This is a genomic window from Labrys okinawensis, assembly GCF_002982075.1.
Taxonomy (GTDB): Bacteria; Pseudomonadota; Alphaproteobacteria; order Rhizobiales; family Labraceae; genus Labrys; species Labrys okinawensis_A.
On sequence record NZ_PUEJ01000002.1, the window covers coordinates 224,628 to 244,968 of the forward strand.

Sequence of the window (20,341 nt, forward strand, 5' to 3'; positions counted from 1 at the left end):
TGCGCAGGCAAGGGTATCCGGCCGTTGAACAAGCCAGGCCGTCAGTCCGAGTCCTTGAACTCGCTTTCCGCCAAGGCCCGGAGTTCGGCCTCATGGCCAGGATAGGCCGCGGCCGGCAGGTCCTGCAGCGTCAGCCGCAAGCTCGCCATTTGCAACAGATGCTGCTGCTTCGGCGTCGGGGTCTCCAGGTCGAAGAGCGAGGCGATCCTGTCGCGCAGCCAGCGGTCATGCTCGGTGGCGTCCCAGCCGCTATATCGGAGCCATTCCGCCTTGGGGTCCATGGGCAATCCTCCTTCTTCCGCGCCGGCTACCGCGTTTTGCGATTAGGCCGAACCACCAGGAATCGCAAAGACGGCTGGAAACAAGCAGTTAGGGCAAAGCGCGTTCACACTGGAGCGCGTTTTGCCCCTAGGAACCGCTCCCCTCACCGGCGCGTTGTCAACGGCAAGCCGCTTTTCGATCGTTACATGTTGCCAAAACAACAATCTGCGTCGAATATCTGACATAAAATGCGCCCGATTGGGCTATAGTGTCGAGCAATGTCCAGAAAAGACAAAAAGAAGCGCCCGGCCGATACGCAGCATCAAGTGGGTGCGCTTCCCGTGCGCGAGCGGGACGGACGCCTCGAAGTTTGCTTGATCACCACGCGCGAGACCAGCCGTTGGTCGATCCCGAAGGGATGGCCGATGAAGGGGCGCAACGATTGGGAGGCAGCGCGCATCGAGGCCGAGCAGGAAGCCGGCCTGGTCGGGACCGTCGGCAAGAAGCCCTGCGGCAGCTTCATCTATTGGAAACGCCGCGCCGAGCATTTCGATCTGGTTGAAGTCTGCGTGTACCCTTTGCGTGTGAATGCGACATTGCCGACCTGGAAGGAGATCGGCCAGCGTCAGGTGCGCTGGGTCCTGCCGGCGGATGCGGCTCTCGTGGTCGAGGAGCCGGGGCTATCCTCCCTGTTGCAGAGCATGAAACCCTGAGCGGCTTGGCGAAGGGCGATCGCAGGGAGCCTTCGGCCAGTTCGGCGCTTTTTTTTGAACTTCCTCAGCGCTTGCGGCCAGGCAGTGTCATGGCGATGACCCCGGCGACCACGCACGCCAGGCCGGCCCACGCCGTCGGAGACAGCGTTTCTCCCAGAAACAGCACACCGATCGCCACGCCGACCGGAACCCGAAGATAGGCCTGCGCAGTCGTGCCGACGGAACCGAGCGTTTGCACGAGTCGGAAATAGATCACGAAGGCCAGCGCCGTCGAAAAAACCGCAAGCGCAAGGAGCGCGAGCACGGATTGGGCACTCGGGGCCAAGGTCCAGGGGCGATCGAGGATGAGACTGACCGGCACGAGCACCGCCGCACCCGAAATCAGCGAGCCGGCGGCCGGCATCACCGGTTCGAGCCCCTTGAAGCTCCTGCCGAAGATCGCCGCGCCTGCATAGCACAGCGTGGCGCCGATGATGGCGAGCTGCGCCCAGATTTCACGTCCGAAGCCGTCAAGCGCCTCCATGCCGACGATCAGGCATGTTCCGATCAGCCCAGCCGCCACGCCGAACAGCTTGCGCCTGGTGACGGCCTCGTGGCGCGTGACCGCGGCGGTCAGCAGGAAGGCGAAGATGGGGGAGGTGGAATTCAGGATGGTCGCAAGGCCCGCATCGGTCGTCTGCTCGGCCCAGGCGATCAGGGTAAAGGGAACGACGCTGTTGAGGCAGGCCTGAAACGCGAAACGTCCCCATATCCGCCGATCTCTCGGCAGTCTCAGTCCGCGCAGCCGGAGAACGGCGACGAGCACGGCCCCGGCGATCAAGGTTCTGGCGGCGATCAGCGTGATCGGCGGAATGGTTTCGACGCCGACCTTGATGAAGGCGTAGGACGCGCCCCAGAGTGTGGAAAGGGCCACAAGCAGCGCCGATTGCGTAATCATGTTCGCCTTGGCGGCCATCCTGTTCCAGGCTCGTTTATTCGCTGCGGCCCTCCTGCCTAGCGGCTACCGAAACGGAATGTTTCGGTATCGGCCGAACTATCGAGCGTGGACATCGGCTTGTCCCCATTTGCCTGGGCGGTGGGCACGTCCCGCCAGCGCCAAGCGGGCCGGGGGGGGGGAAACGAGGCGGGTCTGCGCTTAGCGGAGAAAATCGCCGAGGGCGGCAAGCACGAGGTCCGGGCGCTCCTCTTGCAGGGTATGGCCGCATGCGATGGCGTGGCCGCGCACATCGGTGGCCTTCTCGCGCCAGGTCGCCAGCACGTCATAGGTTCGCCCGACCGTGCCCTTCGCGCCCCAGAGCGCCAGGAGCGGCACCTCGACCCGGCGATCCGCATCGGCAGCGTCGTGCTCCAGGTCGATGGTGGCCGCGGCGCGGTAATCCTCGCAGATGGCGTGGCGCGTCGCCGGATCGCTGTAGACCCGCAAATATTCGGCGAAGAGTTCGGGCCGCGGCACGCCGGGCGTCTTCGACTGCCCCTCGAGGTGCGTGCGCAGGAAGAACTCCGGGTCTGCGCCGATCAGGCGCTCCGGCAGCGGCTCGGGCTGAATCAAAAAGAACCACCAGAAATAGGCCGTGGCGAACGCCTTGTCGGTGTGGGCATACATCGTGGCGGTGGGCGCGATGTCGAATACGGCGAGGCGCGTCACCGCGCCGGGATGGTCGAGCGCCATGCGGTGGGCGACACGCCCACCGCGGTCGTGCCCGATCACTGCGAAGCGCCCGTGCCCGAGGCGGCGCATCACCGCGACCGCGTCGGCCGCCATGGCGCGCTTGGCGTAGTGCGCATGCCCCTCTCCGCCGCCCGGCTTCTCGGAATCGCCGTAGCCGCGCAGGTCCATCGCCACGACGCTGAAGCGCTCGGCCAGCCTCGGGGCAACCGCGTGCCAGGTCGCGTGGGTCTGCGGGTGTCCGTGCAGCAGCAGGAGAGGTGGTCCCGAGCCGCCAATAGCGGCCCGGATGCGGATTCCGTCGGCGTCGACGTCGCGAAGTTCAAAGCCCGCGAGGAACGGGTCCATCATCGCCATGTTCCGCTCCTCAGCAGGCGAGCCAGGGTTGCGCGGCGTGGTACCGCTCCTCGAAGGCGCGGATCGCCCCGGCCCGGCCGAGCGTCGTCCCGACGGCATCGAGCCCGCGGACCAGCGCATCCTTGCGCGCCGCCGAGAGCTCGAACGTCACGCGCACGCCACCGGCTGCGAGAATGGTCTGGCGAGGCAGGTCGACGGTGAGGCGGTTCCGCTCCGGGTCGGCGGCGAAGGCAGCGAGGGTGCTCACCTGCGCCGGGGCGAGGCTGACCAGGAGGAGCCCGTTATTGGCCGCGTTGTCGGCGAAGATGCCCGCGAAGCTCGTGCCGATGATGGCGCGGATACCGAGTTGCAGCAGCCCCCAGACAGCGTGCTCGCGCGAGGAGCCGCAGCCGAAGTTCGGGCCGACCACGAGGAAGCGCGCGCCCCGCCATTCCGGGCGGTTGAGTGCGAAGTCCGGGCGCGGCCTGCCCTGCGCGTCGAAGCGCAGGTCGTGGAGCGCACCCCGGGCGAGCCCGCTGCGGTCGATGCCCTTCAGGAATTGCTTGGGCATGATGACGTCGGTGTCCACATTGGCGGCCGGAAGGCATATGGCCGGGCCGGCCACGGTGTCGAAGGGCTGCATGGCTCAGTTCTCCCGGGCGAAGCGACGGACATCGGTGAGGTGGCCGGTCACGGCAGCGGCCGCAACCATGGCGGGGCTCATCAGGTGGGTGCGCCCGCCCGCCCCCTGACGGCCCTCGAAGTTGCGGTTGGTGCTCGACGCGCAGCGCTCGCCGGGGGCCAGCATGTCGTCGTTCATGGCAAGGCACAGCGAGCAGCCCGACTGGCGCCACTCGAACCCGGCCTCGATGAACACGCGGTCGAGCCCCTCGGCCTCGGCGGCACGCCGCACGCTCGAGGAGCCGGGCACCACCATACCACGCACACCGTCCGCGATGCGACGGCCGCGCAGGACGCCGGCTGCCTCGCGCAGGTCGGATAGACGGGCATTCGTGCAGGAGCCGATGAAGGCCCGCTGGATGCGTACCGTCTCGAGCGCGGTGCCGGGTGCGAGGTCCATATAGGCGAGCGCGCGCGCCATGTCGCGCCGACGGTCGGCATCGGGTTCCGCGCCAGGGTCGGGAACGCGCCCACCCACCGGAGCCGCCTGGTCCGGGCTGATGCCCCAGGTCACCAGGGGCTCGATCTCCGCAGCCTGCAGGCTCACTTCCCGGTCGAACACGGCATCCGGGTCGCTGTGCAAGGTCGACCAGTGTTGGATGGCGGCCTCCCAGACATTTCCCTTCGGCGCCCTCGGCTTGTCGGTGAGGTAGTTGAATACTGCCTCGTCAGGGGCCATGATGACGCCGCGGGCGCCACCCTCCACCGCCATGTTGCAGATGGTCATCCGGCCCTCGACAGGAAGGGCCGCGATGCCTTTGCCGGCGAATTCGACGGCATAGCCGGTCGCGCCCGAGGCGCCCATGGTGCGGATGAGCGCCATCACCACGTCCTTGGCGGTCACGCCCGGCGACAGGATGCCGTCGAGCATGATACGCATGGTTCGCATCCGGCGATAGCGCAGGGTTTGCGTGGCGAGATAGTGCTCGATGTCCGAGGTGCCGATGCCGAAGCCGAGCGCGCCCAGCGCGCCATAGGTCGTCGTGTGGCTGTCGCCCGCGCCCACGATCATGCCGGGCAGGATGAAGCCGAGCTCCGGCGCGACAACGTGCTCGATTCCCTGCAGCGGATGCAGCACGTCGAAGAGCTCGATGCCGAAGTCGCGGCAGTTCTCCCCTAAATAGCGAACCTGCTGCGCCCCGCCCGCATCCGGCATGGCGGCGCCGCGGTTCGGCGCGGTCGGATTGACGTGATCGACGACGGCGAGCGCGGCCCCCGGCCGCCAGACCCGGCGGCCTGCTTCGCGCAGCCCGCTGAAAGCCTGGGGGCTCGTGTACTCGTTCAGTACGGTGCGATCGATATAGAGGAGAATCTCGGAGCCCGGGCCGGTGCAATCGTCGAGGCGGGCCACCGTGTGGCTGTCGATGAGCTTGTCGTAGAGCGTTCGGGGTGACATCGTCTCAGTCCTGCGGAGATGGAGAGGCATGGCTCCGCCATGCCTCGGGTTCAGCGTCGGTCAGGTCGTCGTGTTGGCTGCGAGGGTGGCACGGGGCACCGCGTCCACATCGCCGCCGACCGGGTAGTCCTCGACCAGCCGGCCATCGAGCACGTCGCGCATGCGGGCCATGTCGAGCTCGCCCTCCATCTTCGCCATCACGACGGCCGCGACGGCGTTGCCGATGATGTTCACGATGGCCCGCCCCTCGCTCATGAAGCGATCGATGCCGAGAATCAGCGCCATGCCGGCGAGCGGAATCGCAGGGACGACCGAGAGTGTGCCGACAAGGGCGATGAAGCCGGCCCCGGTGATGCCGCTCGCGCCCTTGGAGGTCAGCAGGGACACGCCGAAGATCGCGAGTTGCTGGGTCAGAGTGAGATCGATATTGGTGGCCTGTGCGACGAACAGGGCAGCCAGCGTCATGTAGATGCAGGTGCCGTCGGCGTTGAAGATGTAGCCGGTCGGCACGACGAGGCCGACGACAGACTTCGAGCAGCCGAGGTGCTCCAGCTTCTCCATCAGCGAGGGCAGAGCCGCGTCCGACGAGCTTGCGCCCAGGGTGATGAGCAGCTCCTCCTTGAGGTAGCGCAGGAGCTTGAACAGGCTGAAGCCGGCCCAGATCGAAACGATGCCGAGGACGCCGAACACGAAGATCGCGCCGGTGAGATAGAAGGTGCCGATCAGGCCGATGAGCTGGCCGAGCGAGCCCAGGCCGAACTTGCCGATCGTGTAGGCCATCGCGCCGAACGCTCCGAAGGGCGCGAAGCGCATCAGCACGTTGACGACGCCGAAGATCCAGTGCGAGGCCGCATCGACGAGATCGCGCAACGGCCTGCCGCGCTCGCCCATCTTCGCCAGCACGATGCCGAACAGCACGGCGACGAAGACGACGGGCAGGATCTCGCCTTTGGTCAGCGCATCGAAGACGGTGTTGGGAATGAGGTTGAGCAGGAAGTCGACCGTGCCGTGCTCCTGGGCGGCACCGGCATATTTGGCGACCGCCCCGGTATCGAGCTTGCTCGGGTCGGCGTTCATGCCGGCGCCGGGCCGCACGAGGTTGCCGACCACGACCCCGATTACGAGGGCGAGCGTCGACAGCACCTCGAAGTAAAGCAGGGCCTTTCCGCCGAGCCGGCCCATCCTCTTCATATCGCTCATGCCGCTGATGCCGGCGACGACGGTGCAGAAGATCACCAGCCCGATGGCCATCTTGATCATCTTGATGAAGGCATCGCCCAGCGGCTTCATGTCGACGCCGAGGGTGGGCGCCGCGCACCCGACCGCGACGCCGAGTAAAATGCCGGCGATGACCTGGACGTAGAGGCTCTTGTAAAGCGGTTTCGCTTGCGCTTGATTGGCTCTCTGCACGGCGTTTCTCCCTGTAGCTTTTCTTGGGCCGTCATCCTGGCTGTCGGCCGCAGCGTTCCCCAGCAGAGAGCCAGAACCCGGCCGATGCCGCTAATGCCGTTATTGCATCAGGCAATGCCGGGCCGCCGTTGACCGCCATGCAGGGACTCGCGATCTTTCCCAACCCGGCTCGCGGGGGACCTGCGCCTTGAAGGGGCTGGACTCGGCAGAAGGGCTCGACGGATGGACGCCGCATGGCTCGAAGACTTCCTGGCACTGGTGGACCTGGGGCATTTCTCGCGCGCCGCGGAGCAGCGCTGCATCACCCAGCCCGCCTTCAGCCGACGCGTCCGCGCCCTCGAGGAATGGGTCGGCACGCCACTTTTCACGCGCGACGTCCTTCCGGTCACGTTGACGCCGGCGGGCGAACGCTTCCGGCCGGTGGCCGAGGAGACGCTTCGGCGCCTCTACCAGGGGCGGGAAGCGGCGCGCGAGGCCGCGCGCATAACGGCCGAGACCGTTCGGTTCGCTTCGACGCAGACGCTCTCCGTGAGCTTCTTCCCGAACTGGTTGAGGACGGTGGAAAGCTTCGAGAGCGTTCAGGGGACGATCCAGCTGACCGCCGCTCATATGGCCGCCTGCGAGCAGATGATGCTGCGCGGCGAGGCGCAGTTCCTGCTCTGCCACGACCATCCGGCCACCACGCATATGCTGGCCTCGGGCCAGTTTCGTTCGATCCATGTCGGGGCGGACGTGCTGCTTCCGGTGAGCGTCCCTCGCCCGGATGGGGCGGGAGCGCTCTTTGCCCTGCCGGGAGAACCGGAAGCGCCACTGCCATTGCTGTCCTACACACAAGAGTCCGGGCTCGGTCGCATTCTCGCCGGCGCACGGGCGCTGGAGCGCAGCGAAGCCGTGGTGAAACCGGTGTTCGCCTCGCATCTTACCTCGGTGCTCGTGGCCATGGCGCGCGAGGCCCGAGGCATCGCATGGGCCCCCCTGAGCGTGGTCGCCGACGACCTCGAGCGCGGACGGCTGGTGCGAGCCGCCAGTGCCGAGAACGACATCCCGATAGAGATTCGCCTCTACCGCCCCCGAGCGCGGCAAAGCCCGGCTGCGGAGCGCTTGTGGGCGCTCGTGGCCGGCCGTGACTGGGACGGGCCGGCCGGGGATGCTGTCGAGGAAGCAAGCCCGTCTGCGCTGGCGTCCAGCGAAAGAGGCGTCGAAGAATAATACCACCGGTCGCGTTGTTTGACTCACTTGTCATTGCGAGCGTAGCGAAGCAATCCAGGAGCTATGGCCAGCGCGTCTATGAGACTGGATTGCTTCGCTACGCTCGCAATGGCGGTGGAGCAGCTCAGCCGGGGATGACGGTCAGGGATTTCGCGACCTGGCATAACTCTTTGTTTTGACGCGTTTTCTTGTTCGACAGACCGGTCGGCTTTCCTGGAAAACGCTCAGGCCGCGCGTACGATCTCGGCCGCGAAGTCGCGATAGCTATGCAGCGGGCGGCCCAGGATTCCGGTCAACCGCTCGACGTCGCCGGCTTCGGGAAGCATGCCGTGGCTGACATAGCGCTCGGCCATCAGGCGCATCTCGTAAGCCGTCCACTTCGGCATGAAGCTGGCCATGTTCTGCTCGAACCCGCTGGGGTCGTCGCCACCATAAACGACCGGACGCCCGAGGAGCTCCGACCAGATCTTCGCCACGTCCGGACCGGTCAGGGTGTCGGGTCCGACCAGATTGATGGTTTCGATCGGCAGTTTGCCGGGGGCCTGGTCGCGGCGGATCAGCTCGATCGCGGCGACCTCCGCGATGTCGCGGGCATCGACCATGGCGACACCCTTGCTGCCGATCGGCATCGGATAGACGCCATGGCCCAGGATCGCGTCCTTGATCATCAGCTCATTGTCGATGAAGTAGGACGGACGCAGGATGGTGGCGCTGAAACCCATCTGCTGAAGCATGCGCTCGGCGCCCGACTTCACCGCGAAATGCGGCACGTTCACCGCGCCATCGGCATCGAACACCGACTGGTAGACGACCCGCTCCACGCCTGCCTCCCGAGCGATGTTGAGGGTGATGATCGCCTGGGTGAATTCATCGCCTGTCACGGCGTTGAGAAGGAAGAGGGTGCGCACGCCCTTGAAGGCGCTCCGCAGGGCGTCGATGTCGAGCAGGTCGCCTTGAGCGACTTCGACGCCGGCCGGAAAATCGGCCTTCGCCGGGTCCCGGGTCAGCACGCGCACCTTGGCGCCGCGCTGGAGGAGTTGATCGACGACATGGCGGCCGACGCGGCCCGTGGCGCCCGTAACGAGAATGGTCATGGTGGTTGCTCCGCTTGGGGTTCAATTGACATCCACCAATTTAGTGATCCAAATTAATACCGATAGGCGTCAAATTTAGACAGACCGTCTCGTGAGTGGAACATATGGATTTGCTTGCCCTCGCCGATTTCAACCTGGTCGCCCGCCACGGCGGGTTCGGCAAGGCCGCCCGCGCAGCGGGCCGTCCGAAGGCGACCTTGTCGCGCCGCGTAGCAGAGCTGGAGGCAAGCCTCGACCTGCGCCTGTTCGAGCGGGGCGCAAGAACGCTCAAGCTCACGCAGGAGGGCCGCGCCCTGTTCGAGCGAACGGGCCAATTGCTGACGGAGCTCGAGGAAACGTCGGCTGCGATCGCCTCGGGCGGGCACAGTCCGCGCGGGCGATTGCGGATCAGCGCGCCCCTGCTCTTTTCGCAGACCGCCATGGGGAAACTGGCCGCAGGCTTTGCGCGGAAATATCCGGAGGTCCGGCTTGAGGTCACAGCGGAAGACCGGCCGGTCGACATGATCGAGGAGGCCTATGACCTGGTGATCCGCGTCAATCCGCAGTCGGATGCGGGCCTCGTCGGCCGCGCCTTCCTTCATGACAGACAGGTCGTCGTGGCGGGTCCGGACCTCGCCCGGCCATCAGACCTCGAACCTGTTCCAGCGGTGGTGCGCGGCGCGATCAACCAGGCCGAAACATGGGAGCTGATCACGCCGGCCGGCACGGCGAGCGTTGCCGTCAAACCGGTGCTCGGCCTGTCATCGCTGCTGATGGTCCGCGACGCTGCCCGGATGGGCGTCGGGGCAGCGCGCCTGCCGCTCTCGCTGGTCAGCCCGGATCTGGCCGCCGGCAGGCTTGTACGGTGGGGGGATGTAGAAGGACCGGAAACCGCCCTGTGGGCGCTTTATCCCACACGAAGGCTGCTCAGCGCCCGGGTGTCGGCATTTTTGGACTATCTCAGGGAAGCCTTTCCTCGAGGGACTCCCGAGGAGCTCGCCGCCTATGTCGGGTGATGACGTTCCTCCAATTGATTGCGATCGATCGCAATATTTGCGGCTTACGGAACGAAATATCACGCTTGCCAGCAATCCCGGGCATTTGTAGAGGCATTGCACGATGAGAGAGTGACATGTCATGCGCAATCTGACCCTTCTACCGATCGCCGGCCTCGTTTGTCTGATCGGCTTCGCGACAGGCAGCGCAAGCGCAGACCAGATCTCGGAGAACAAGGCCCAGTGCGCCAGCTTCGGCTTTAGGGAAGGAACTGACGCCTTCGCCAAATGCGTCATGCAACTGTCGCTGCGGCAGGGACGCCGTCGCCCGCCGGATCGCGACACCCTTGTTCAACAATATCGCGACCTCAGCATGGCGCGGCGTGGGGATGGCCGCTATCCGGTCTGCAATGCCACCATGATGGAAAACGAGCTCGATACCTATAACAACAAATGGGTGGGCCCCAACTGTCAGATGGCGCCGGACTAGACATCCGAAGCCCAATGGAGCCCGTGCCGAACGCCGAAGCGGGCGTTCCGCACGTGCATCGGCTTTCTTCATGCCGGCTGCCAGGAGGGGTTATTCGTAAGCCCTCTTGTTTTCCTCGAAATAACTCCAGAGATCATCCAGATCCCGATCAAAACATAAGAGCGCGCGTCCTATCGTCGCCTTTTTGTCTTTAGCCTGTTTGATGACCCTGAAGTCGCCGCTGGTTGTGGCAGCATCCAATTCGTCCGCCGACTCCGCCAGGAAGACGCCGAGCCTGTTCTTCAGCGCCCAAACCGCTTCGTCGAAAGGCTGAAGCCTGGGCTTTGGTTCAGCGAATTGATCGAGCGTCTCTTGCAGCCGGGTAATCAGCTCGGGGTACGGTTGCAGGATTTCGCACAGCGTAGTCGGAACAAGCGGGGGATTTGATTTCGACATGCGTGTGCTTTCTCGAGGTTGCGATTCGATTGAATCAAGCTCGACTCGCCGGTCGCGATGAATACGCCCAGACGCAGGCGCGCTTGATTGGCTGCGGCGACTTCAATGTTGGCAGCCATGGCGATATGCGTAATGACCTCTGACGTCGAGCGCCGTTGGCTCTCAGCATACCGAAGACACATCGGGATGCGGCGTGTCGGATGCCCCGGCGGCGGCAAGCGCGCCATCAGGGCCCGCGTACCCCTGCAAGGCGGCTTGACGATACCAACCCGGGCGCGTACCCGTTTCAATTAGGCGGATTGAACCAAAACGGAACGGAAACGCACTCGATCGCAATGAATGTGCGCAAGGAACGCATCGCCATCGCCGATGATCATCCGGTATTCCGCGAGGGTATGCGGCGCATCGTGCAGCGCCTGTGCCCGGCAGCAGTGATCGAAGAAGCTGGAACGTTCGACGAGTTGCTCGGCTTGGCGCGGACAGAGCCCGCACCCGGCATGTTTTTCCTCGATTTGCTGTTCCCAGGCTTTTCGGTCGAGGTGTCGATCGCCGATCTGCGCGAGGAATTTCCCAACGCGTCGATCGTCGCGGTGTCGATGATCGATGATGACGAGGTCATCGAAAAGGTGATGGCCGGCGGAGCGGACGGCTTCATATGCAAAGCTGTGCCGCCGCAGGAGATTGGCGAGGCCATCAAGAGGGTCAGGGACGGCGATTTCGTCGTGCTGAAAGCCTCGTCGCACATGGCGTCGCCGGCGCGAGCCGAGCGCGATCCCATTCCGCCCCTGACACCACGGCAGGCGGAGGTCTTGCGGCTGCTCGCGGAAGGCATGTCGAACAAGGAAATAGGGCGCATGCTCGATATTTCGCCCTTCACCGTGCGTATCCATGTATCGGCGCTGCTTCGCCTTTTCGATGTGGAAACGCGAGCGGCGGCGGCGGCGAAGGCGGCCCTTGCCGGGCTGACCCATAGCGTTTTGCGATCAGACGGAGTCACCAGGGATCGCAAAGACGCGTCAGAACAATGAGCTAGAGCAAATAAGCGTTCACGCTTGAACGCGCTTTGCTCTAGGGCAAAGCGCCTTAGCCGCGCTCGCCCGGCATTCGCGCCAGCCGGTCCAGTTTGATCTTTTGCGCCATGAGATTTGAGCGCAGCTCGGCCGGCCGCACGGGCTTCGACAGGATTGGAATACGCGGATCGGCCAGCTCGGCGCGGATGCGGCTCGCATCATGCCCGGTGAGGACAATGGCGGGAACTTCGCGACCGAGCGCCCGTCGCACATGGCCCAGGCAATCGCTTCCGGTCACGCCGCCGCCCAGGTCGTAGTCGGTGACGACGAGATCGCAGGCTGCAACGGTCTTGGGTGGGGCAAGCTCGGCCTGAACGATGCAGCCCCATTTCTTCAGCAGGGTATGGGTTGCCTCCAATATGTCCGCATCGTCCTCGACGAGGAGAATGCGCAGGCCTTCCATTGCGGAACGCTGAAGCAGCAGGCGCTGCCGTGCTGTGGTGGCCGCCGTGGCGTTTGCCTTGGTGATTGGCACGCCCGTGATGGCCACGCTCGTGCCGCGTCCGCGCTCCGAGCGAATCGTCACGTTCAGGCCCATCAGGGCCGTCAAGCGCTTGACGATGGCAAGGCCGAGTCCGACACCGTCGACATCTTTGTCGCCGCGCTCGCGCACGCGATAGAACTCCGTGAACAGCAGCGGAAGGTGATGCGCGGCGATGCCGTCGCCGCGGTCATGCACGCAGATCGCGAGCGTTTCGCCGTGTCGCCGGCAGCCGACGAGTACAGGCTTGCCGGGTGCGTATTTCAAAGCGTTGGAAATCAGATTCTGGAGGACCGTGGTCAAAAGCGTTTGATCGGCGTGCACGTTGAGGCTGCACGGCATGAAGCGCAGATCGACACCGGCCCATTGGGCCGGCTGCTGGTTCTGCCGGCGGAGGTCATCGAAGAGCTCGGCCATCGCCATGCTCGCCGGCTTGGGCTCGACCGAACCGCTGTCGAGGGTGGAAATGTCCAGCAGCGAGCGAAACAACCGGCCGAGGCTTTCCAGGGAGCGGTCGATGTTATCGACCATCGAGCGCTGCTCCTCCGTCAACCCGGCATCGCGCAGAATCGCGGTGAAGAGGCTCATCGCGTGGATGGGTTGGCGCAGATCATGGCTTGCCTGGGCGAGAAATCGGGACTTGGCGAGATTCGCTTCCAAAGCCTCGGCATAGGCCTTCTGCAATCGTGTCAGCAGCGACAGGATATAGGCAGGTACGAGGATGGTGGTCAGTACGAGCGTCACCGTGATGTAGGGATTGGCCCGCCAATAGGGATTGAGCAGGGCCGTGACCGCAAGAGCGGCGAGCGCGACGAGTGTCGCCGCGACGAGATAGCGAGCGCCGTAGCGGATACCGTTGCCGACCGTCACCCATAGCAGAACGGCGTAGACCGGCAGCAGAATCTGATCTCCGACCGCGAGCGAGGCCGTGATGATGAGGTAGTCGGCCGACATCGCGGCGACGCGGCGCGCAAAATTGTAGCCGGGCGCGCGGACAATCCAGACAAAGAGCCCGGGCGCCGCGACCAGGTAGATGAAATACAGGGTCGTGAAGATCGGGCTGTCGTACAGCCCGAAGCCTTGAACGAACGTGACCCCGGCGAAATAGAGGCTGTAGAGCGGAACGAGGATCAGCCGAACGACGGCCTGGCCGTATTCGGCATCGTCATTCCCGGGCTTGCGGCGCAAGCGGTCGAAAAGCCGGCTGGGGGCGGTCATGATACGGCGCATCCTGCGGTTCTCCCGCATTTTTCTCAGGAAGTGAACTCGCACCGTCGGCACGCTTGCGTCCATGACAGGTCGAACGCCGTGGCGCCAAACCCCTGCTCGAGCGAAGACCCGTCGTCCCCACGCCATAAGCGCCCCCGTGCGAGCCACCCGCATGCCGGCCGACATCGTCAAAATGCTGAAAATCAGCCGCGGCCCCCCCTTTCCAGATACGGGCCAGCGCAAGGAGCGACTAGCACACCTGTCCTATGGTTCGATGCGGTGCCCACGCGTAATTTGGCCCCGGGCAACATAGGGGGATAGCTGCATGGCTAGACTGAATCCTGGTGTCGTGCAGCTTGGCACCGCCATCATCGCAACATTGCTTCTCACCGGCTGCGTGACGACGGCTCAGCAATCGAACCCGGTCCAGAAGGCCGCAAGCACGATGATCGGCAAGCCGATCTCCGTGGCGATCAATGCCTTTGGCCCGCCAACGCTGAACCTGCCGCCATGCTCCTATTGCACGGATGGCGGGACATATGCCTGGAACAACACGCGCATCTCAAGACAGTGGCAGAGCCGATGGGTGCAGACCGGCACATCGACCAGCCGGCAGGTCGTCGGCATGACACAGGGCGGAAACGGCCAGGCGGCGACGATCTACACGCAGGATGTCGAAACGCCGGTCGGCGAGAACCGCATGGTGCAGGTCGATAACGTCGATTACCTGTGCAACATCCAGGCCTTCACGGACATGAAGGACAACATCAAGTCGATCGATGTCGCCGGCTGCACGGCCGACAGCCGTTTTTAGGCGCGTCTCGTCATCATCAGCGCCCAGCCCGCCGAAGCGGGCTGGCCTATTTTTTCAAATGAATGCGACTCGATCGAATAGCTGCGAGCGGGCCCGACATGGTCGGTCGGTGCCTGCCGCGAGTTCAGTCCGTGTCAACGATGCCTGCCGCAGGAAGTCTCGCTAATTTGTCGGCAAATGGCTTCTCACAAGCCTGTATTCGCGCCAGACAAGCATCATCACTACGATATCCAACATCGTGAGAATGATCAGCCCCGGGCCATGCGTATAAGAAAAGCGATAAAGTTGATAGGCAATGAAGAGCCCAAGCACCACCAGTGAGACTGGATATGACCAAAGCTTTCCTTTCAGAAGGCAGATGACCAGAGCAATTTTCACCAGACCGTGGCTCAACAGGTAGAACGCATAGAAGTGCTTTGTCTCGACGTTGAAATTCTGCGCAAAGGCGAGCATATGGGTGGCGATGAAGTCTCCAGGATTTTCGATCAGCTCTTCCTGCGTGAAATGGTTGACGAAAGCCGAGATTGAATTCGTACTGACCAGAGCAAGCCCGATGCCTCCGGCGCATTCCAACACTGCATGCGCACCCTTCAGCAGAACGCCGATCTGGAAAGCTTTATGTATGCGATTCTCGTTCATCGGCAGACGCCCCGCTTCCTCGCGCCCATGAGCCTGCGGGCCGGCTGGAGAAAAAGACCCGAAGGCGGCACGCCAGCTTCAGTGGCGCCGTAGCGCTACAGCCGCAATTCCGGTCTCCGGATGATTTGTCCTATGTCATTGCGGCCCAGACGAAGCAATCCAGCAATACTGGCGACGATTGGCTGCGACCGGATTCGAGAGCGAACGAAATCGCTGCACCGCAATGAGTGAAAGCGCCTACAGCCGCTGCTCGTCCCGTCCAGGCGGCTGGCCGGCGAAGGACGGAGACCCGAGGCTCAGGGAGCATCATGCAATTGCAGACGGCCCATTTCCCTCCTATTTTACCCCTTCAAGGAAGAACTCGGCATGGTGCATATGGAAGACCTTTATCGCATTCTGCGCGCCGGCCACGTTCAGGCGCAGGGGATCGTCGATACCGTTCCAGATCCGTTGCTTGTGCTGGACGAGAGCCTCTGCGTGCAGACTGCCAGCCGTGCTTTTTTTGAAACATTCAAGGTGGATCGATACGAGACCATCGGCAAACCTCTCTATGAATTGGGCGGCGGCCAATGGAATATTCCGGCGCTGCGACAGTTGCTTGTAGAGGTGATCCCGAAAGCGACCGCCGTGATCGATTACCGAGTCGAGCATGACTTTCCCGGTCTCGGCCGGAAGATCATGCTCGTGACGGCCCGCAGGCTCCATCACCCTGACGATGTAAGTCACACCATGCTGGTATCCATCGTCGACGTAACCGATCGATACGACGAGGATGCGGCAAAGGACCTGAAGTTCGGCGAACTGCGGCATCGCATGAAAAACCTGCTTGCCGTTGCCGAAGCAATCGCCCGCCAAACCACGACGGAGGGACGTTCGGCCGAAGAATACCGCGATGACTTTCTGGGCCGGTTCGGCGCCTTGGTGGAATCGCAAGATCTTGCCTTCACCGAGGAAGGGGACACCGGCCTGGGGGCGCTGATCGAACGGATTCTCAGACCGTATGCCACCGCCCCCGAATCCCTCGTCATCGAGCCGGGTGCCGATATTCAACTCGGTTCTCGCGCGCTGATGTCGCTGAGCCTCGTCCTTCATGAACTTGCGACAAATGCCGCCAAGTATGGCGCTTTGTCTCTCGCCGGCGGTCGCATAACGATCACGTGGCAGGTCGAGGAAGGCGATAGCCGCCTCCGGCTGAAGTGGGTGGAGAGCGGCGGGCCACCCGTTGCGCCGCCAACAACGACCGGCTACGGAACGCGACTGATCCAGTCCACGACAACCTACAGTCTCGGCGGTGAGGTGGAACAACAATATGCGGCAGGCGGTTTGAGGGTCGAGATCGTCATTCCGCTCGGGGGTGCCTTTCTCGCGAGCTGAAAGCCGATCGCTTGCAGAAGACCATTCTAATCGTCGAGGATGAGTTCCTGATCGCATTGGACCTGGAGCTCCTGCTCCAGCGCCACGGGTGGCGCGTTATGGGCCCCGTGGCCACCGTGCGAGATGCGCTACGCCTGTTGGAGGAAGAGTTGCCCTTGGTCGCGCTCCTCGACGTCAATCTTGGGCGCGAACTCGTCACGCCGGTTGCAGAAACCTTGAAAGCGCGAGGTATACCCTTCATCCTGGCGAGTGCATATGAAAAGCCCGAAAAAATCGGCGGGGATGTTCTGGCTGGTGCCCCCAATGTGGGCAAGCCGACACGCGAACATCGCCTCCTGGCCGTGCTGGCGCAACTGCAGCATTCACCGCCATTTCTCGAATTGAAAGCGACTCGGCCGGATTAATTGCGACTCGCGGGACGAAATAGCTGCGACTCAATGGGAGAAGCGATCACACTCACTGCTGTTTGTCGAGGGTCCAGTAGAGCGCCCCGTTCGGCTAGTCCGGGGCGTTTACAGGAAGGGGGGCGAAATCGTACGCTAGCTGACAATCCGGTGAGCTATCAAAAAATGCGAGGGTTTGTGACCATTGATAAAGGAAGCGCAATCCATCGTCTAAACCCGCCGGACCTGGGGGCACCATCGGGCTATTCGCAGGTGGTAGATGTCAAGGCGAGCCGATTGATCTTCATAGCGGGTCAGACTGCGCTCGACCGAGACGGCGTATTGGTTGGCAAAGGCGACTTCATCGCCCAAGCTAATCAGGTTTTTCGCAATTTGAATGCAGCCCTTCAGGCTGTCGGCTGCGACGCAAGCCACCTTGTAAAAATGACAGTCTTTCTCCGCGACATGGGTAATCTCGGCGCATATCGCGAGAGCCGCAACCGTTTCTTCGCCACGACGACACCTCCGGCAGCGCCTGCTGTCACTCTGGTTGAGGTGTCAAAGCTCTACGGCGAAGACTTCTTGATCGAGATCGAAGGCATCGCCGTTGTGGTCTGATCTGCGGGCCATTTTCTCCGTGTCTCCCGTTCAGAGAGGTAGGGGTTTACGTTGAGGGTAATGGTCTGGCGCAATTTGGCTCTGTCAGATGAATTGACTATATTGCACCCAACAGGCCATCGGGGATAGGGCGTTCGTCTCCCTGTTAGCGCAGCGCTTTGCGACAATGTCCCGGCCGTCTGATCGGGGGAAGTATCGGCCGGGCCTGAAATGCTACCAGCTGTACCGGCGATATCCACCGTATCCGAGGTAAACTGGCCGCCGGTACGGATAATAGACTGGCGTATTGGGCACGCAGCGCCCCCAGATGTTCGGGCGCCAGCCTGGGCCGCAGCCTACGGGAGCTCCCACGACCACCGTCCGCGCGACTGGCGGGGCGCAGCTCGTCAGTAAAAGGCCGCCCAGGAAGGCGGCGGATATGGCTATCGATCGGATCAACGCAACACTCCATGATCGTGTACACACGCGAGGGCAGCGGTTCGCTCCCTCAACTACCTTCAACGTGGTGTGCAGTCGAATCCGTCGCTGTCTCGTGAATTTATGTTCGGCGGTAGCGGTCTCCCCGCCGGCCGGCGGGAGCGTCAGCTATGCGATCAGAACTTGTAGTTGACCCCGAGGCGCACAATCTGCCCGGTAACATCCTGAGAATACCGCTGAGAAAATGGTGGGTTGGCGGGGGAAGGGAGGGCGATACTCTTCACCTCACCGAGGTCAAAATAGAGATACTCGGCCTTGACCGTCCAGGCGTCCGTTACCGCATATTCAAGGCCCGCGCCAAGAGTCCAGCCTGCTTTTGTCGTGCTGGCAGAGCCCGCGTAGCGCGTGCCGAAGAATTGCTCGTCGTGTGCGACGTCGACTTTGCCGTAAGATAGACCGCCGGTGACGTATGGCAGGAAGCGATCGAACGCGTAACCGACACGTGTGCGGACGGTTCCAAACCACTTGATGGAGGACGACTGACGATAGGTGTAGGCACCGGCACGTCCGTTTGGATTCCGCATCGTGGATTTATCCGTCATGTCGGAATAGTTGAAGTCTGCTTCGACGCCGACGACAAACTGGCCAATCTGGCGATTGTATCCGGCTTGAGCGCCGCCAACAAAGCCGTCTACTGACAGGTCTTTCTTGCCGAGCGCATCCAAATAGTAAGGGTCCCACTCGGGACCGCCGAGGCCATCCAGGGTAGCGTCATCGTTATTCCAGCCATACCCGGCATTGGCGCCCACATAAAAACCCGTCCAACTGAACGGAACTGCTACCGGTGCAAGCGGCTCAACAGCAGCCGGGGCAAGATCGGCGGCCATAGCTGCGCCGGTGAGACAAAAAAACGAGGAAGCGGCAATGAGAAACTTACGCATAGCAAGATTCCAAATATGAACTTTCCTTATCAGTAGCCTCGATTTCATAGGAATCATGTTGCCAACGCGCAACAGTTCGAAAAAATTCTCTGTAACAAAACTTGAACAGCCGAAGTCCTCAGAGAAAAGCGCCTTCACATAAGAGGATATTCAAAAAAACTTCAATTAATCTGCAATTGAACAATATAACTTCAGTATGTCGCGCCTCACTCATGAGGAGAGCCCCCGGCCAAGAATGAAGAGCCCGGATAGGGCCTCGTGATTTTTTTCCACATCCATTGAGAGGTACGAATGGCGAAAGCCGGGAACCGTCCCGTTGCGGCCAACGACAACAATCCAGATGTCATTTCTCGAAATAGATGCGACTCGATCGAATAAATTGCGACTCGCCGATCGAAATAGCTGCGACTGAATGTGGAGCAGCGCGGCGGACCGCTCCGAAAGCTACGGCTGCAGAATTGACCGCAACAATGCGCCAACAGCACACAGAGCTGCACGATCCCGTTTGTCGTCTTTCGACCCAATGGCGCGTTCGCCATCGTAAAGCGATCGATCCCAGCTCGAAAAGCGAGTTGTGATAGGCGCGCCGCCTGTTCTATCCTGAGGTGCTGGCAAGGAGAAACAGATGCCCAGCAATCTTCCTCAAACTCATGCGAACTACCTCGAACGCGTCCGCAATGCGGTAGCGTCCGACAATCGACTAAGCGCCCTTCTGATAGGAGGATCGTACATTCATGGCGGCCTCGATGAGCATTCCGACCTGGACTTCGTCATTGTAGTCAACGACGAAAGTTATGCGGACGTCATGGCGACGCGACTGGCCTTCGCCAACGCCCTGCCTGATCTTGTCAACGCCTTCACGGGCGAGCACGTCGGCGAGCCGCGTCTTCTCATCTGCCTCTATGGCCCCCCGCTTCTGCATGTCGACCTGAAATTTGTTTTGAAATCTGATCTCGATCATCAGATCGAGAGGCGGGCAATCTTGTTTGCCAGGGAACCGGCGGACATCGAGGCCCGTGTTCAAGCCGGGACGGTAGCATGGCCCAATCATCCCTCGGAGTGGTTCGAAACGCGGACCTGGATCTGGCTGCACTATGCGGCCACCAAACTTGCTCGCGGCGAACTTTACGAGGCAATTGGTATGCTTGCCTTCTTCCGCGAGCAGGTTTTAGGGCCGTTATTGTATCGCCGCGCAGGCAAAAACCAGCGGGGTGTGAGACGCCTCGAAGCGCTCGGATTGGACAAACACGGGCGACTTCCTGCAACCATAGCCGAGAACAACCCCTCGTCCGTTCAGAGGGCCATCGAGGCATCCATCGACATCTATATGGACCTGAGGTCCGATGATCCGCCGTCGCAGCCAACAAAAGCAATGCCTGAACTTCTTCGCGACTTCATCCGGAACGTAACCTGCCAAACCCGCGTTGAACTGCATGACACGAGACGAGACAATAGCGCCGACGTTTGTCCGTAGTTTCGCTGCTGGTGCGCGAATTGCGCCTCGCCGATCGCAGCAGCTGTGCACGCGATCCGGACCATTCCACCCAGGAGCATTGCCGCACGACTGCCGCCCCGTGACGATTGCCCCGGGCGCCTGGTGAGAGCGGTTCCGCAGACAAAAATGGCCGCCCGATTCCCCGCCGGGCGGCTGCCGCGATCGCCATGGGGCTACGCGTCCCCAGAATCACGCTTTGTTCTCATTTCCGCTTGGCGATGCCGCGCTTCCTCGC

General features: G+C 62.5%; 21 protein-coding genes. 10 read left to right on the top strand and 11 right to left on the bottom strand.

Translation table 11 applies throughout. The features are described 5' to 3' along the window. Positions 1 to 41 precede the first annotated feature (41 nt). Complete coding sequence (locus tag C5L14_RS04580; RefSeq protein WP_105860876.1) at positions 42 to 281, bottom strand: hypothetical protein; 240 nt, start codon at positions 279 to 281, stop codon at positions 42 to 44. 306 nt (positions 282 to 587) lie between these two features. Between C5L14_RS04580 and C5L14_RS04585 the strand changes: the two genes are divergently transcribed. Next, positions 588 to 974: an NUDIX hydrolase gene (locus tag C5L14_RS04585; RefSeq protein ID WP_245443248.1), complete on the top strand. Its 387-nt coding sequence runs from the start codon at positions 588 to 590 to the stop codon at positions 972 to 974. A gap of 64 nt (positions 975 to 1,038) precedes the next feature. On the opposite strand, the gene C5L14_RS04590 is transcribed toward C5L14_RS04585, so the two are convergent. The 5 genes from C5L14_RS04590 to C5L14_RS04610 form a co-directional block, all read right to left on the bottom strand. Next, positions 1,039 to 1,911, bottom strand: coding sequence for a DMT family transporter (locus tag C5L14_RS04590; RefSeq protein WP_342588394.1), 873 nt, complete (start codon positions 1,909 to 1,911; stop codon positions 1,039 to 1,041). 198 nt (positions 1,912 to 2,109) lie between these two features. Beyond that, entirely contained in the window at positions 2,110 to 2,991 is an 882-nt protein-coding gene (locus C5L14_RS04595; RefSeq protein ID WP_105861314.1) for an alpha/beta fold hydrolase, read from the bottom strand. 16 nt (positions 2,992 to 3,007) lie between these two features. Continuing rightward, the gene (gene leuD, locus C5L14_RS04600; RefSeq protein ID WP_105860879.1) at positions 3,008 to 3,619 is read right to left on the bottom strand and encodes a 3-isopropylmalate dehydratase small subunit; all 612 of its coding nucleotides are present in this window, start codon (positions 3,617 to 3,619) and stop codon (positions 3,008 to 3,010) included. A 3-nt stretch (positions 3,620 to 3,622) separates the two neighbouring features. Next, complete coding sequence (gene leuC, locus C5L14_RS04605) at positions 3,623 to 5,053, bottom strand: 3-isopropylmalate dehydratase large subunit (protein ID WP_105860880.1); 1,431 nt, start codon at positions 5,051 to 5,053, stop codon at positions 3,623 to 3,625. Positions 5,054 to 5,113: 60 nt separating this feature from the next. Beyond that, complete coding sequence (locus C5L14_RS04610) at positions 5,114 to 6,463, bottom strand: dicarboxylate/amino acid:cation symporter (protein ID WP_105860881.1); 1,350 nt, start codon at positions 6,461 to 6,463, stop codon at positions 5,114 to 5,116. Positions 6,464 to 6,685: 222 nt separating this feature from the next. On the opposite strand from C5L14_RS04610, the gene C5L14_RS04615 reads away from it, so the two are divergent. Next, positions 6,686 to 7,672 (top strand): LysR family transcriptional regulator, encoded by a 987-nt coding sequence (locus C5L14_RS04615; RefSeq protein ID WP_105860882.1) that lies wholly within the window; start codon positions 6,686 to 6,688, stop codon positions 7,670 to 7,672. 224 nt (positions 7,673 to 7,896) lie between these two features. On the opposite strand, the gene C5L14_RS04620 is transcribed toward C5L14_RS04615, so the two are convergent. Beyond that, entirely contained in the window at positions 7,897 to 8,766 is an 870-nt protein-coding gene (locus C5L14_RS04620) for an SDR family oxidoreductase (RefSeq protein ID WP_105860883.1), read from the bottom strand. Between the two features lie 104 nt (positions 8,767 to 8,870). On the opposite strand from C5L14_RS04620, the gene C5L14_RS04625 reads away from it, so the two are divergent. Next, a complete protein-coding gene (locus C5L14_RS04625) occupies positions 8,871 to 9,761 on the top strand; it encodes a LysR family transcriptional regulator (protein WP_105860884.1) in 891 nt (296 codons plus the stop codon). A 121-nt stretch (positions 9,762 to 9,882) separates the two neighbouring features. Continuing rightward, positions 9,883 to 10,230 carry a hypothetical protein gene (locus tag C5L14_RS04630; protein ID WP_105860885.1) on the top strand — a complete coding sequence of 116 codons (348 nt, stop codon included), beginning with the start codon at positions 9,883 to 9,885 and terminating at the stop codon, positions 10,228 to 10,230. A 90-nt stretch (positions 10,231 to 10,320) separates the two neighbouring features. Here the strand turns inward: C5L14_RS04630 and C5L14_RS04635 are convergent, their stop codons facing one another. Next, the gene (locus C5L14_RS04635) at positions 10,321 to 10,665 is read right to left on the bottom strand and encodes a hypothetical protein (protein WP_105860886.1); all 345 of its coding nucleotides are present in this window, start codon (positions 10,663 to 10,665) and stop codon (positions 10,321 to 10,323) included. 335 nt (positions 10,666 to 11,000) lie between these two features. Here C5L14_RS04635 and C5L14_RS04640 point away from each other — a divergent pair, with 335 nt between their 5' ends. Then, positions 11,001 to 11,693 carry a LuxR C-terminal-related transcriptional regulator gene (locus C5L14_RS04640; protein WP_105860887.1) on the top strand — a complete coding sequence of 231 codons (693 nt, stop codon included), beginning with the start codon at positions 11,001 to 11,003 and terminating at the stop codon, positions 11,691 to 11,693. A 55-nt stretch (positions 11,694 to 11,748) separates the two neighbouring features. Here the strand turns inward: C5L14_RS04640 and C5L14_RS04645 are convergent, their stop codons facing one another. After that, positions 11,749 to 13,434, bottom strand: coding sequence for an ATP-binding response regulator (locus tag C5L14_RS04645; protein ID WP_105861315.1), 1,686 nt, complete (start codon positions 13,432 to 13,434; stop codon positions 11,749 to 11,751). 316 nt (positions 13,435 to 13,750) lie between these two features. On the opposite strand from C5L14_RS04645, the gene C5L14_RS04650 reads away from it, so the two are divergent. Continuing rightward, on the top strand, positions 13,751 to 14,239 hold the full coding sequence (locus tag C5L14_RS04650; RefSeq protein ID WP_146126833.1) for a hypothetical protein: 489 nt from the start codon (positions 13,751 to 13,753) through the stop codon (positions 14,237 to 14,239). A gap of 162 nt (positions 14,240 to 14,401) precedes the next feature. Here C5L14_RS04650 and C5L14_RS04655 read toward each other — a convergent pair whose 3' ends face one another. Then, complete coding sequence (locus tag C5L14_RS04655) at positions 14,402 to 14,878, bottom strand: DUF2127 domain-containing protein (RefSeq protein WP_105860889.1); 477 nt, start codon at positions 14,876 to 14,878, stop codon at positions 14,402 to 14,404. 369 nt (positions 14,879 to 15,247) lie between these two features. Between C5L14_RS04655 and C5L14_RS04660 the strand changes: the two genes are divergently transcribed. The 3 genes from C5L14_RS04660 (at position 15,248) to C5L14_RS04670 (ending at position 17,253) form a co-directional block, all read left to right on the top strand. Further along, entirely contained in the window at positions 15,248 to 16,252 is a 1,005-nt protein-coding gene (locus C5L14_RS04660; protein ID WP_105861316.1) for an HWE histidine kinase domain-containing protein, read from the top strand. Between the two features lie 11 nt (positions 16,253 to 16,263). Continuing rightward, the gene (locus tag C5L14_RS04665) at positions 16,264 to 16,656 is read left to right on the top strand and encodes a response regulator (RefSeq protein WP_105860890.1); all 393 of its coding nucleotides are present in this window, start codon (positions 16,264 to 16,266) and stop codon (positions 16,654 to 16,656) included. 150 nt (positions 16,657 to 16,806) lie between these two features. Further along, positions 16,807 to 17,253, top strand: coding sequence for a RidA family protein (locus C5L14_RS04670; protein ID WP_209431379.1), 447 nt, complete (start codon positions 16,807 to 16,809; stop codon positions 17,251 to 17,253). A 593-nt stretch (positions 17,254 to 17,846) separates the two neighbouring features. Here the strand turns inward: C5L14_RS04670 and C5L14_RS04680 are convergent. Next, positions 17,847 to 18,749 (bottom strand): outer membrane protein, encoded by a 903-nt coding sequence (locus C5L14_RS04680; protein WP_245443250.1) that lies wholly within the window; start codon positions 18,747 to 18,749, stop codon positions 17,847 to 17,849. Positions 18,750 to 19,236: 487 nt separating this feature from the next. Here C5L14_RS04680 and C5L14_RS04685 point away from each other — a divergent pair, with 487 nt between their 5' ends. Continuing rightward, positions 19,237 to 20,085 carry a nucleotidyltransferase domain-containing protein gene (locus tag C5L14_RS04685; protein WP_146126834.1) on the top strand — a complete coding sequence of 283 codons (849 nt, stop codon included), beginning with the start codon at positions 19,237 to 19,239 and terminating at the stop codon, positions 20,083 to 20,085. The last annotated feature ends 256 nt before the right edge of the window (positions 20,086 to 20,341 follow it).

Bases quoted from the DNA above. Each gene is read 5' to 3' on its own strand.
- C5L14_RS04580 (WP_105860876.1), bottom strand. From the start codon at position 281: ATGGACCCCAAGGCGGAATGGCTCCGATATAGCGGCTGGGACGCCACC.
- C5L14_RS04590 (WP_342588394.1), bottom strand. From the start codon at position 1,911: ATGATTACGCAATCGGCGCTGCTTGTGGCCCTTTCCACACTCTGGGGC.
- C5L14_RS04595 (WP_105861314.1), bottom strand. From the start codon at position 2,991: ATGATGGACCCGTTCCTCGCGGGCTTTGAACTTCGCGACGTCGACGCC.
- leuD (WP_105860879.1), bottom strand. From the start codon at position 3,619: ATGCAGCCCTTCGACACCGTGGCCGGCCCGGCCATATGCCTTCCGGCC.
- leuC (WP_105860880.1), bottom strand. From the start codon at position 5,053: ATGTCACCCCGAACGCTCTACGACAAGCTCATCGACAGCCACACGGTG.
- C5L14_RS04615 (WP_105860882.1), top strand. From the start codon at position 6,686: ATGGACGCCGCATGGCTCGAAGACTTCCTGGCACTGGTGGACCTGGGG.
- C5L14_RS04620 (WP_105860883.1), bottom strand. From the start codon at position 8,766: ATGACCATTCTCGTTACGGGCGCCACGGGCCGCGTCGGCCGCCATGTC.
- C5L14_RS04625 (WP_105860884.1), top strand. From the start codon at position 8,871: ATGGATTTGCTTGCCCTCGCCGATTTCAACCTGGTCGCCCGCCACGGC.
- C5L14_RS04630 (WP_105860885.1), top strand. From the start codon at position 9,883: ATGCGCAATCTGACCCTTCTACCGATCGCCGGCCTCGTTTGTCTGATC.
- C5L14_RS04635 (WP_105860886.1), bottom strand. From the start codon at position 10,665: ATGTCGAAATCAAATCCCCCGCTTGTTCCGACTACGCTGTGCGAAATC.
- C5L14_RS04640 (WP_105860887.1), top strand. From the start codon at position 11,001: ATGAATGTGCGCAAGGAACGCATCGCCATCGCCGATGATCATCCGGTA.
- C5L14_RS04645 (WP_105861315.1), bottom strand. From the start codon at position 13,434: ATGACCGCCCCCAGCCGGCTTTTCGACCGCTTGCGCCGCAAGCCCGGG.
- C5L14_RS04650 (WP_146126833.1), top strand. From the start codon at position 13,751: ATGGCTAGACTGAATCCTGGTGTCGTGCAGCTTGGCACCGCCATCATC.
- C5L14_RS04655 (WP_105860889.1), bottom strand. From the start codon at position 14,878: ATGAACGAGAATCGCATACATAAAGCTTTCCAGATCGGCGTTCTGCTG.
- C5L14_RS04685 (WP_146126834.1), top strand. From the start codon at position 19,237: ATGCCCAGCAATCTTCCTCAAACTCATGCGAACTACCTCGAACGCGTC.